General features: G+C 42.9%; 10 protein-coding genes and 1 riboswitch. Of the genes, 2 read left to right on the plus strand and 8 right to left on the minus strand.

Features of this window, described 5'->3' with window-relative positions; genetic code table 11:
* Window positions 1-77 precede the first annotated feature (77 nt).
* The gene (locus AAEY98_RS20395; RefSeq protein WP_101087015.1) at window positions 78-977 is read left to right on the plus strand and encodes a LysR family transcriptional regulator; all 900 of its coding nucleotides are present in this window, start codon (window positions 78-80) and stop codon (window positions 975-977) included.
* A 357-nt stretch (window positions 978-1,334) separates the two neighbouring features.
* On the opposite strand, the gene AAEY98_RS20400 is transcribed toward AAEY98_RS20395, so the two are convergent.
* From AAEY98_RS20400 to thiC, 8 genes are all read right to left on the minus strand, one after another.
* On the minus strand, window positions 1,335-2,648 hold the full coding sequence (locus AAEY98_RS20400) for a putative metalloprotease CJM1_0395 family protein (RefSeq protein ID WP_351019192.1): 1,314 nt from the start codon (window positions 2,646-2,648) through the stop codon (window positions 1,335-1,337).
* Between the two features lie 2 nt (window positions 2,649-2,650).
* The gene (locus AAEY98_RS20405; RefSeq protein ID WP_182743759.1) at window positions 2,651-2,938 is read right to left on the minus strand and encodes a chemotaxis protein; all 288 of its coding nucleotides are present in this window, start codon (window positions 2,936-2,938) and stop codon (window positions 2,651-2,653) included.
* Between the two features lie 76 nt (window positions 2,939-3,014).
* Window positions 3,015-4,130 (minus strand): 2-iminoacetate synthase ThiH, encoded by a 1,116-nt coding sequence (gene thiH, locus AAEY98_RS20410; RefSeq protein WP_351019195.1) that lies wholly within the window; start codon window positions 4,128-4,130, stop codon window positions 3,015-3,017.
* A gap of 1 nt (window position 4,131) precedes the next feature.
* Window positions 4,132-4,941 (minus strand): thiazole synthase, encoded by an 810-nt coding sequence (locus AAEY98_RS20415; RefSeq protein ID WP_351019207.1) that lies wholly within the window; start codon window positions 4,939-4,941, stop codon window positions 4,132-4,134.
* Between the two features lie 2 nt (window positions 4,942-4,943).
* On the minus strand, window positions 4,944-5,171 hold the full coding sequence (gene thiS, locus AAEY98_RS20420; RefSeq protein ID WP_192115025.1) for a sulfur carrier protein ThiS: 228 nt from the start codon (window positions 5,169-5,171) through the stop codon (window positions 4,944-4,946).
* Window positions 5,158-5,970 carry a HesA/MoeB/ThiF family protein gene (locus AAEY98_RS20425; RefSeq protein WP_351019198.1) on the minus strand — a complete coding sequence of 271 codons (813 nt, stop codon included), beginning with the start codon at window positions 5,968-5,970 and terminating at the stop codon, window positions 5,158-5,160. The genes thiS and AAEY98_RS20425 overlap by 14 nt, the downstream gene beginning before the upstream one ends.
* On the minus strand, window positions 5,967-7,643 hold the full coding sequence (locus tag AAEY98_RS20430) for a bifunctional hydroxymethylpyrimidine kinase/phosphomethylpyrimidine kinase (protein ID WP_351019201.1): 1,677 nt from the start codon (window positions 7,641-7,643) through the stop codon (window positions 5,967-5,969). Before AAEY98_RS20430 ends, AAEY98_RS20425 begins: the two co-directional genes overlap by 4 nt.
* 5 nt (window positions 7,644-7,648) lie before the next feature.
* Entirely contained in the window at window positions 7,649-9,649 is a 2,001-nt protein-coding gene (gene thiC, locus AAEY98_RS20435) for a phosphomethylpyrimidine synthase ThiC (protein ID WP_162023267.1), read from the minus strand.
* 207 nt (window positions 9,650-9,856) lie between these two features.
* Window positions 9,857-9,956: riboswitch (TPP riboswitch) on the minus strand.
* Window positions 9,957-10,215: 259 nt separating this feature from the next.
* Between thiC and AAEY98_RS20440 the strand changes: the two genes are divergently transcribed.
* Window positions 10,216-12,363: a TonB-dependent receptor plug domain-containing protein gene (locus AAEY98_RS20440; RefSeq protein ID WP_351019204.1), complete on the plus strand. Its 2,148-nt coding sequence runs from the start codon at window positions 10,216-10,218 to the stop codon at window positions 12,361-12,363.
* Window positions 12,364-13,016: the final 653 nt, after the last annotated feature.

Genomic DNA, 13,016 nt, shown 5'->3' on the forward strand with positions numbered 1-13,016 from the left:
CAGTGCATTTGCCTTTTTTATTTCAAACAAAGCTATGATTTTCCGTCATTTTTACTCAACAATAAAGAGAACACTTAATGAGCCGAGCTAAATCAACCTTAGAACAATGGCGAATTGTCCAAGCTGTCGTTGATTTTGGAGGCTATGCTCAGGCTGCAGAAAAGCTCAACAAGAGCCAATCGTCACTAAACCATGCGGTGGCCAAGTTGCAGCATCAACTGGGGATTAACTTACTCGAAGTAAAAGGCCGCAAAGCCTATTTAACCGAGCAAGGAGAAGTGTTATTACGTCGTTCTCGTCATTTAACTCAATCGGTTGAAGAGCTAGAACAATTAGCCTCAAATTTAGGACAAGGTTGGGAACCTAACCTTACCATTGCCAGAGAAATCATTTATCCGATGGACACTCTAGTGGCAGCTCTAGACGAATTTTTACCTCAAAGTCGTGGTACAAGGGTAACGATTATCGACTCGGTGATCACTGGTACTCATGAACTTGTGCTTAATAATGAAGTCGACATTGCTATTTGCGCTACACCACCCAAAGGCCATATTGCAGAGCCATTATGTGAATTAAATTTTGAACTTGTGTGTCATCCAGACCATCCGCTTGCGCAATTAGAACGCATTGATGATGACAAGCAGTTAGCCCAGCATTTACAAATTGTGATTAAAGATACGGGAATAAATGCAACCAATGATATTGGTTGGCTTAAAGCGGAACAACGTTGGACGGTATCAAACTTTCATGAGGCAAAATCGATTTTAGCGCGTAACATTGGCTTTTGTTGGATCCCGAACTTTGTTGTGCAGCAAGAATTGCAAAATAAACAACTCATCCGTCTTCATTTGCGTGGAGGTAATAATCGAAAAGCAATATTGAATCTGGTTGTCCCTAATCGCGATCAGCAAGGCCCTGCTTGTAAGTTATTAGAAAGCTTAATTTTAAAACAGCATAACTTACCTTTTAATGGCTGATTATCAGTATAAAAAAATTTACTTAGATTTGGTGTTGTAGATATTTAATCAATATGGCGACTTATTCAAGTCAGCTTCTACATAACACATGATTTTTGTCATGCTCGTGAATCCTTATCTTGCACAAATCGCTGAAAAATCATTGTTCCCTGCACTTTCAATTAAACATCTTAGCATCCATATAAATTAGCTCATTTGGCAAAATATACATAGGGCATTATGATTTGGCTTGCGATACTAGGATGCGTTCAGCCAAGTTCTGATTAAGTCGTTAATATCGAGTTCAGATAATTTACCATCGCTAAATTATCGAATTTAGTGAGTGTTGAATGCATACTGCGGAGACATCGAAAAAAACTACACGTAGATTTCGATGGATTGATGCTGTTGTGAATAACGTTCTGGGAAAGGTAGAGACTGACTAGTTGAATCGTCAACTGCTGCAGTGTCGTTTGCCATAGTAGAATGACGCTGTTCTGCTGATAATGAACGATTTGGAGACAATAAACTCATGTTTGAATCATCAGCATTAAGAGGATCATTGGTTAAAGTTTGACTGTTTTGCGATATGGAAGTATTCGTTGTTGTTGTTGATGACAAAGCATCTGAATTACTTGTTATTAACTCTTTCTTTGCTTCATTCATGTTTTGTAATGCTTGCGCCGCCACACGAATATCAGCCATTGACGGCTGTACTGGCGCCATCGCAGCGGCATACACTTTCTGCATTTTACTTAACGTTGCTTGCGCATCACCATCAACAGTAGACACATCGATATTGACCTCACCATCCACCGCATAGCGACGTCCATCGGGGCCTTTTTCATATTGATAACTCGGGCTTTGTGCCAAACTTCCTCCCACTGCTGCGTGGGCTTGTTCGTGGGTTTTAACTTCGGTATCTCGTTGTGCCAGTTGATCAATTTGTTTAATTTCAGCTTGTTCAATTTGTTGTTGTTTGTCTTTTACCTGTTGCTCAACTTGTTGAGCTGCTGTTTCAGCTTGACGGTTTGATGTTTGAGATTCTGCATTGACTGACGGATCATCCACTGTTGAATTTTGGTCCGTACTATTTATTGCTGCAGCTGAAGTATCAGATGGCTGAGTAAAAATATTAACTACTGGCTGTTGAGCATTAACGGCTTCACCATGACTCGTTGCGGCTGGTGTATCGGTACTCACAAATGTCCCAGCAACGGTATCACTTGCTTGGATTGGAGTAGGTGAACGATTTAATACTCCAGTAAGATTAAGTGGACCACTTTTTAAGCTGTAACTATTGAATGTATCAGCAACAATGATTTTTTGAGACTTGGTTTCATTGCTCGCAGTTAAGCTAGATGTAGAGTTATGCTGAGTATCTGTGCTTATAGTGGGTTTAAGGTCTATCGGTACCTTAAACGCCGCTGTTGATGAGACCGTAGTTTGAAATGAACTGGATTTGAGCGAGCTGTTTTTAACTGAACCTGACTGGATATTTCCAGATTGAATGTCTACAGCAATAGTGGGGTCAGATCGAGGGTTACTGACTTGAATGCTATTTGTTGTTTGAGCACTATTGATTGCTTGTGCATGTGGTTGAGCTTGCGGCGTGGACAATGAATTGCGGTGGTTAAGTTGGGCAGTATTATTAACTGACCCAGTGTTTGCAGAAACCATCGCCGCATTCATGATTACACTTCAATATCAATCAAACTGCCAACAGTCTCAGAAGCTACTTCAATCACTTTAGCAGATGCTTGAGCTTGGTTGGATGATTCAGTCGCAGACACTAAAGCTGATGTGGTGTCAGTTTGCCCAACAGCACGAGAACTTAAGGTCACAGTATCTTGGCTTGGTGAATTAGACACAGCCGGTTTTTGTTGATCTGGCATCGCAACAGATGTTGTTGCTTGCGCTAAACCTTGTTGAGCACTTTGCAATCCCTGCATACCTGACGCATAGGCTGATTGAACTTGCATAATACTACTCCTGATTTTAAAAAAGTCGATTTATTATGGCCTAAACCGACTAATATGTACAGTTTTCAAACAAAAGTTAGCCGTTAACCCAACCCATCTCCCAATCTTTCCATACTGGATTCATCCCTCGTAATTTAATTTGTGAAATAACCTGTTCAACAGAGCGGTTATCACTGATTTCAAATTGATCAAGTTGACTGTCAGGTGCCATGTAACCACCAGGTTGAGTTGAGCTTCCTGCACTCATGTGGGTAATCCCTAATGGCAGTAAATTATCCCTCAGCGACGGCAGCTCACGCGTTGATAAACTGATTTCAAGTTGAGAGTTAAACAATCTAAACGCACAGATCATTTGCACTAATCCTGCATCGGTTAATTCAACTTTTGGTGTAATACCGCCAGTACACGGACGTAAACGAGGTAATGAAATACTATAGCGACTGCGCCAATAGGTTTTTTCTAAATAATCAAGATGATGCCCCATTAACAATGCATCGAGTCGCCAATCATCTAACCCAAGTAATACACCTAGGCCAATTTTATCAATTCCCGCTTGAGCAACTCTGTCTGGGGTATCTAAACGATAGATAAAATCTTGTTTTTTACCGCGTGTATGATGTTGAGCGTAAGTATGTGGACGATAGGTTTCTTGATATACCATAACGGCATCAACGCCAAATTCCCCAAGACGCTGATACTGTTCAGTTTCTAATGGTTGAACTTCCATTGCTACATAATTAAAAGCCGTGTTAACGAGTGGTAACACCGACTCAAAATACCCCATTCCAACTTTAGTTTCATGCTCACCAGACACTAATAATATCGAATCAAAGCCTCGTTGTTTAATAATCGCCATTTCGGCTGCTAGTTCATCACTATTAAGGGTTTTACGCTTGAGCTTGTTACTCATACTAAAGCCACAATAATCGCACTCGTTGGCGCATAAGTTTGATAAATATAAGGGTAAGAAAAGACCGATATTGGCACCAAATCGCTGCCGAGTCAGCTGAGCGGCTTGCTGCGCCATCGGTTCAATATATGCCATTGCGGCTGGAGATAATAATGCCAACAAGCTATCAAGATTACCGCTTGGATTTTTCAAAGCCCGCTCAACGTCTTTGGCGGTAGTCGAATACAGCTTCATCGATAACGCATCGGGGGCTAATTGCGAAAATACGCTTGAATACGTCATGCTAGCCCCCCTTACCATTCACTGACTTTGCAAGCGAATTGATTGATGGTTCTGACAAGAATCCGGTCAAAGGACTGGTCGCGTTAGCATGGTTGTTCACTGCCCCTAATCCAGCAAGATATGCTTGTCTTCCTGTTGCAACTGCCTCAGCAAAACATTTAGCCATTTGTTGGGGATTGGCACTACTTGCAATCGCGGTATTTACCAATACTGCTGCTGCGCCCATTTCCATAGCTCTACAAGCTTGTGAAGGTGCGCCAATGCCGGCATCTACTATTACCGGAATATTGGCCTGTTCAATAATAATGCTTAAGAATGTTTCCGTCGCTAAGCCTTGATTACTGCCTATTGGACTGCCGAGTGGCATAACCGCAGCGCAACCAACTTCTTCTAAGCGCCGACACAATACTGGATCGGCATGCACATAAGGCATAACAATATAGCCTTGTTCGCATAAATATTGAGCCGCAATCAATGTTTCAATTGGATCGGGCATGAGGTATTTGGGATCGGGATGAATTTCAAGTTTAATCCATTTAGTGCCCAACATTTCATAAGCGAGTTCAGCAGCAAAAATGGCTTCTTTGGCATTACGCGCACCAGCGGTATTGGGTAATAATTTAACCCCCATACTTTGCAAAGGACCGAGTAAATTGTCATGGCCGCGAGTCAAATCAATCCGCTTCATCGCTAAGGTGACTAACTGCGACCCAGAACTTGCTATCGCTTGTAACATTGTATTGTGATCTGAAAATTTTCCTGTTCCGGTGAGTAACCGAGACGAAAATTGATGATCGGCTATCGTTAACATCATTAACCTCCAGCAACGGCAGAAAAGACGGTGATATTGTCATCGGCTTGACACACTATATGCATCCAACGACTTCGAGGCACAACAGTATCGTTGACCACGATAGCCACTCCTTGAGTGGGTAAATCGCTGAGTAGAAGTAGTTCAGCCAAATTCAAATTGGCCCGAACATGTTGCTCGACACCATTAAGGTGCAGGGTTATTAGCTCGAGGGGATCAGTTTGTGACATTAGACCGCTCCTGATGATCAGTTAATGGATATTGATGACATACTTCACATTGTGGGTCTTGACTCATTTGGGCATGCTGCCAGCGTAAATCCTTACCATTAAATCGATGTAGAACACCGTATTGGGTAAAGGTATTGCAGATGTGCTGAAGGCCCACCAGCGCTTGCATACTGGCGATAATACCCACAGCAGGCCCTAGCACTCCAGTTTGAGTACAATTTTGCATAATGGGGGTATCAAGTGGATATAAACAACAATAGCAACCGCTGTATGAATGCGAATGTGTGTGGGAAAAATCGATACAAAATAATTGCCCCTGATATGCACTGATAGCACCACTAACCAAGGTTAACTGATGCTGTACACACATTTGGTTTATCAGTTGCCTCGCACTCACATTATCAGTGCAATCAAACACCACAGGTTTTACGGTAAATTGTTTAACAAGCTGATTAAAATGCGCTGATGTAACTCGTTGTGCTAACACATCGATGGTGATTTCAGGGTAAGCGCTACTAAGCACATTTTTTGCAATGCTGACTTTGGCTTTGCCAATATCAGCGGCCCTGAACAGGAGTTGCCTTGGTAGATTGGATAATTCAACCACATCATGATCAATTAACAGTATTTTCTGAACACCCGCGGCTGCTAAATAGTGCGCCACTAAATGCCCTAAACCTCCAACACCGATGATCACTGCAGCGCTATTCATAATGGCAAGCTGCCCTGCTTCTCCAATATCGCTCAGTAACATGGTGCGCGAATACTGAATATAATCCCGATCAGATAAAGTACTCATACACCCTCCTGAGATAAATTGGCTTTAGGTAAAGCTCGGGTAAGCTGCAACCATTTATGATGCAACGTTCGATAAGCCTTCGCCGGATCGTCAGCAGTAGTCACCGCTCTTACAACGGCAGCATCACCAACGCCTGTAGCAGCAATCAACGCCAAATTACTGAGATCGATCCCGCCAATAGCAACGGTAGGATAATGGCGCGCAAATAAACTGGCATAACGTTTAAGTTTACTGAGCCCTTGAGGCGCGGAAGGCATTTGCTTGGTCGTGGTAGCAAAAATATGCCCAAGAGCAATATATGAAGGCGAACATTGGTGGGCTAATAAGGCTTCAAAATAACTGTGACTCGATAACCCTAACGCCATTCCTGTTGCCGCTATCGCGGTTAAATCTGCAGTTGCCATATCTTCTTGGCCTAAATGAACCCCAAACGCACCGTGTTTAATCGCCAGTGGCCAATGATCATTAATAAACAACTGAGCATGAAATTCGCGACCGAGTTTGATGGCCTCAATGATATTGGCTTCGAGTGTTAATCGTTCTAATACATGGCTGTCATCAGTATCGATATTAATAGCTAACTTGGCACGATATTGAACCGTCTTACAGCCCGCTTTTAACAATTTTTTAAGCATATCTATATCAGCTACAACAGGATAAATCCCCAAGGGTTGATGCAGCGATTTAAAACCATTCGGTGCAGCTTGCTTGCACGAATCATCAGCGAGATGCTCAGAAGATACCAACTTGATTGATGGCATCATGCCTAAATCATCAGGCCAACCAGTACGGGCTAAGACACCAGGTCCTTGACCAAGGCTTACGCCTAAAGTGAGTCCCTTATTGACGTAGGCTTTTGCCAGCACAATAGCATCATGAATCACGAACTCATGGGCAATAAAACACGCTATTGCAGATGATAATGTGCAACCACTGCCATGATTATTGGTGGTTGCTATCCGCTGGCTACTTAGCATAAACACCGCATTACTGTGTGTAATACTGGCACCTTTAACGTTTTTACTCACATATACATCTATTGCATATTGTTGCTGCCATTGAGCATCACCGCCTTTAGCGAGAACATTGCATTTAAATGTATCGGATAACAATTTGGCATCGCAGATCATTTGCTGTTGCTGAGCAACCTTGTTATCGACATCACAATATTGCGCGAACGCATACTGAGAACATAAACGTTTCAATTCGTGCTGATTTGGCGTTAGTAAATCAATTAAGCCAATGAGAGAGCTAAAATCGAGATCGATAGGATTAAAATTCGCACCACTACTGGCGACCATGACAGGATCAAGCACCACAAAAGGTACCATCATCTGAGTAGCACGCATTTGAGCTAAACAGCCAGCTAATATGTCTACTTGTGCTTGGGATGCCAACAGGCCAATTTTAATCGCCACTGGCGGCAGATCGACAAGTAAACTGCTGAACTGAGCCAACAACATGGATTCAGAAACGGTTTCAACAAGACTCACACTGACTGAGTTCTGTGCGGTTAAAGTGGTTATCACGCTACACCCGTGACACGACAAGTCTTGTATGGTGAGTAAATCAGCTTGAATCCCCGCCCCACCACCACTGTCTGAACCCGCTATGGTCCAGACAATGGGTGGGGTTTGCGTTATGGATTCACTGACAAATGTCGATGAATTCATGGCGATTATTCCACCTCAACCGTTAAGTCAGTATCAACTTGTGCGACAGATTTGACGTCATGATAAAGCGCCGATCCCGACGCTTTGAACTCTGCCGACTTTTGTGCCATCGCTTCCGCCGGATTTATGGCTTGAGCCGTATGTTGAGCTTGATAAGCACTAGCGGAAGAGACTTCAATCTTAAGTGCTTCAGCTTGTTCAAGATTCGCGGCATATTCACGCACTTCGTGGGTTATTTTCATCGAACAGAATTTAGGCCCACACATTGAACAAAAGTGAGCCACTTTGGCCGATTCTTGTGGTAACGATTCGTCGTGGTAAGCACGAGCGGTATCAGGATCAAGACCTAGGTTATATTGATCTTCCCAACGGAATTCAAAGCGGGCTTTTGATAACGCATTATCACGTACTTGCGCACCTGGATGACCTTTAGCGACATCAGCAGCATGAGCTGCAATCTTGTAGGCAATTAAGCCTTGTTTTACATCTTCTTTATTTGGCAAACCTAAGTGTTCTTTGGGGGTGACGTAACACAACATCGCCACGCCGTACCAAGCCATCATGGCGGCGCCGATACCAGAGGTGAAGTGATCATAGCCCGGCGCAATATCCGTTGTTTGTGGGCCTAAGGTATAAAATGGAGCTTCGTCGCAAAGGGCCAATTGCTTTTCCATATTGACTTTAATCAATTGCATTGGCACATGACCAGGGCCTTCGATGATGGTTTGCACATCATATTCCCATGCAATTTTGACCAATTCACCTAAGGTTTCTAATTCCGCAAATTGCGCTTCATCATTGGCATCGGCAATTGAACCGGGGCGCATACCATCGCCTAACGACAATGACACATCGTATTGGGCACAAATCTGGCAAATATCACGAAAATGTTCATATAAGAAACTTTCTTGATGGTGGCTTAAACACCACTTAGCCATAATTGAACCGCCACGTGACACAATGCCGGTAAGGCGTTTAGCGGTCATGGGTACATAACGCAATAACACCCCAGCATGAATCGTAAAATAATCTACGCCCTGCTCGGCTTGTTCAATCAATGTATCTCTAAATACCGCCCAACTGAGGTCTTCGGCAACGCCATTAACCTTTTCTAATGCTTGATAAATCGGCACGGTACCAATTGGCACTGGCGAATTACGGATAAGCCACTCACGCGTTTCATGGATATAACGTCCGGTCGACAAGTCCATGACCGTATCAGCACCCCAACGGGTTGACCACACCAGTTTTTCAACTTCTTCTTCAATCGAAGATGTCACCGCTGAATTACCAATATTGGCATTCACCTTCACCAAAAAATTACGCCCAATAATCATAGGTTCGGTTTCAGGATGGTTAATATTCAACGGAATAATCGCTCGACCTCGAGCGACTTCATCACGGACAAACTCAGGTGTGATCAGCTGACCAATATGCGCACCAAAAGCCTCTCCAGGCGCTTTTTGGGTTAATACGGTGTCGGTTACTTCAGCACGAGCCATGTTTTCACGAATGGCAATGTATTCCATTTCAGGGGTAATAATACCTTGGCGTGCATAATACATTTGGGTCACGCATTTGCCCGACTTGGCACGTTTAGGCGCGACAAGGGCGTCAAATCGTAAATGATCGAGTCCATCGTCGGCCAGTCGTTGTTGGGTAAAACCCGAACTTGCACCCGTTAATTGCTCTGTATCTTGGCGCTCATCAATCCATGCTTGACGGATTTTAGGTAAGCCTTCACGCACATTGATATCAGCAAGGGGATCAGAATAAGCACCCGCGCAGTCGTAGACCATAATAGGCGGATTGGCTTGTTTAATGGGTTTTGCATCGGTGCCGCCAATCACGGTTTCAGTTTGATTAACCTGACGCATAGCGACGTTGATATCAGCTCGACTACCCGTTAAATAGACTTTTTCAGAATTAGGATGTTGTAACGGTTTAAGGGTATCAATAAATTGTTGAGCGTTAGCTCGAGTTTGACGACGGTTTGGATTTGACATTAGCAACCTCAATATTAAGAGTAGAGTTGCTTGTCTGGAGAGGTGTTGATAGCAGCAGTAAACAATAAAAATACTATTGCTTACGTCAATAATCACATAGAAAAATACTAAAGTAATAACGTAACTGGATATATAAACCGATAAAAAACTCGGAGGTAAACGTCCATTTACGGTCTTGTTACTACGTTATTTATCTTCCCAACAATCATGATTATTACGCTTGTTTCCTTCGCAGGTTCTAGCCTGATCAGGTTCAACGGATCCCGAATAAACGGTCTCAGCCATAATGGCACTCCGACAAGATGTCACGCAGTATAAGCAAGCTTGTCGCTAAATAACAAGCACTAAAATAATCATTTTATACAAAAGTCATCAATCCACATACCAGAAACTAATATGAGGTTATTGATATCCCCATGGTTCATCCATCACCTCAGACAGGTATTTATCAAGGTGCGACACTATGTCGCATTCATCATATTTATTAGCAGGTTATAATTTCAAAAAACTGACAAACACCTTTGAAATATATTCATCAAAGGTTGATAAAAATAACAATAAAGGTGATGACGTTGGCAAATAAAGCAATCCAAACCATTAAATTAAATACAAATTACCCATGGGTTTACTCATCAATTTCATTGGCTGTAATGTTTGCTATTACACCTCAAGTAATGGCTGAGCAGTACGATAAGCAAAATAGTGAAGGCATTGAGCGGGTTGAAGTACATGGACAAAACACGACTAACAAAGACTTACTCGGCTCAGCCCAAAGCTTACTTGAAAAGCAAGGAGTAGACTTTTCTGAAGCGGGTGGCGTATCGGCATTACCCATTTTAAATGGCATGATGGGCGATCGCATTAAGGTGCTCATTGATGGCAGTGATATTACCTCATCATGTGCAAACCAGATGAACCCGCCACTTTCATATGTGTCAGCCAATCACATTAGTTCGACCCAAGTGGTTGCTGGAGTATCTCCGGTGAGCGCCGGTGGCGATAACATTGCTGGCGTAATTAACGTCAATAGCTTAACCCCTGTATTTACCGATAGCGACAATGTGACATGGCAAAGTGGTAACATATCTAGTGGTTACCGAAGTACCAACGACGCTATTCTCGCAGGTGTAAATGCCACTGTTGCAAATAAAACATTAAGCTTTAGTTACCAAGGATCATTTGAAGACGCTAACAGCTATACCGACGGCCACGGCGATAAAGTACTAGACACCTTATACCAATCACAAAATCATGCATTAATTGCTGCTTGGCAAGATGACAACCAACAAATTGCTGTCAAATTGACCCATCAACATATCCCCTTTCAAGGTTTCGCTAACCAGTATATGGACATGACGAATAATGACAGTTATGGCGCATTAGTGCGCTATCAACGAACACTTGAAAACGAAGGCGAGTTCACTGCCCAAGCGAACTGGCACAATGTCGAGCATGAAATGGGTTTCTTTAGCGATGAAAAAACCGGCATGATGCCAATGGAAACTAAGGGTAAAGATTACAGTTACCAACTGCATTGGCTGCTGCCAATCAGTTCAGACAGTACATTATTAATTGGTCAAGAATATTATGTTTATCAGCTTGATGATACATGGCCAGCGATTGAAGGTTCTACCATGATGGGCCCCAATGACTACGTCAATATCAATGATGGCAAACGCCAACGTGCTGCACTTTATGGCGAGTGGCAACAAACACTTAATACTCGTTGGTGGCTGTCTGCAGGTGTTCGTTATGAATACGTATCAACCAGCACAGGTGAGGTTCAACCTTATAACACTATGAGTATGATGGGCATGACCAATGTTAATGCCATGGCCGCAGATGAATTTAATGGCCTATATCGAAAGCACAATGACAATAACATCGATGCCACCCTTCTAGCTCGCTATCAACTCAGTGATACTGAAGTGATAGAACTTGGTTTAGCCCGAAAGAACCGCGCCCCAAATTTATATGAGCGATACAGTTGGGGCCAAAGCACCATGTCGACAACGATGATTGGCTGGTACGGCGATGCAAACGGCTACATAGGTAACCCAGACCTTAGTGCAGAAACTGCACATACATTGAGTATGGCTTACAAGCGAGTACAAGATGATTTAGCATTTACTGCAACAGCTTGGTATAGCGACATCAATAATTATATTGACGCTAATGTGGTCAGCAGCTTTAATCGCACAAGCATCGATAGTAATCGTCGTCATATTTTACAGTTTGCAAATGTGGACGCGACCTTGTTTGGTGCACGCATAGATGCTGAATATCAAATAACAGAAAACCGCAGTGGTAAATGGCTCCTTAACGCTAATATCAGTGCCACGCGCGGCGAAAGAGATGACAATGACCAAGCGCTGTATCAAATAAAACCTTTGCAAACTAAGCTAGCTTTACAACAACAGCTAGGCGATTGGCAAAATAGTCTCAGTTGGCTATGGGTTGCGAGTAAAGACCGCGTGGATGAACAGCATTTAGAAAACACAGCTGACAGTTACACACTGCTTAACTTAAGCAGTAATATCCAATGGCAAAATGCCACAATGACTATAGCAGTGAAAAATTTACTGGATGAGTATTATCAACTGCCACTTGGCGGTGTGAGTATTGCTGAATATAAGGCTGACAACAGTAACCGTTTTCAACAAATCGCTGGTGCGGGTCGCTCACTAGAATTAAATGTCAGTTACGCGTTCTAGTTAACCAGCTATAAGTCATAAAGCATATGGCCAGTAATGTGTACCACATTATTGGCTAGGCTAAAACAGCAATTTTGCTGATGTTAAGACAGAAAAAGGCCCCTACATTTCTGTAGAGGCTTTTTTCTTATTTGGCGGAGCGGACGCTGATGTTGAAACAGTGAACCCGCAACCTCCGGCGTGACAGGCCGGATTCTATTGATCTGCGATGGAATTACATAAATACACTAACATTAGCTCATATGGCTGGTTTCTGGCTAAGTAAAAACACCAAATATTTTGATTTTTCATAAGAAAAAAGCCCCTACATTTCTGTAGAGGCTTTTTCTTATTTGGCTGAGCGGACGCTGATGTTGAAACAGTGAACCCGCGCCCCCCGGCGTGACAGGCCGGTTTCTATTAATCTGCGATGGAATAACATTAATGCACTGACATTTGATAATCTAGCAGGTATTGCATCCTAGGCTGAATCACCAATTCTGGTAATTTTTCATAAGAAAAAAGCCCCTATATTTCTGTAGAGGCTTTTTCTTATTTGGCTGATCGGACGCTGATGTTGAAACAGTGAACCCGCGACCCCCGGCGTGACAGGCCGGTTTCTATTAATCTGCGATGGAATAACATTAATGCACTGACATTTGATAATCTAGCAG

The organism is Shewanella sp. AC91-MNA-CIBAN-0169 (assembly GCF_040310165.1).
In the GTDB taxonomy this organism is placed as follows: domain Bacteria; phylum Pseudomonadota; class Gammaproteobacteria; order Enterobacterales; family Shewanellaceae; genus Shewanella.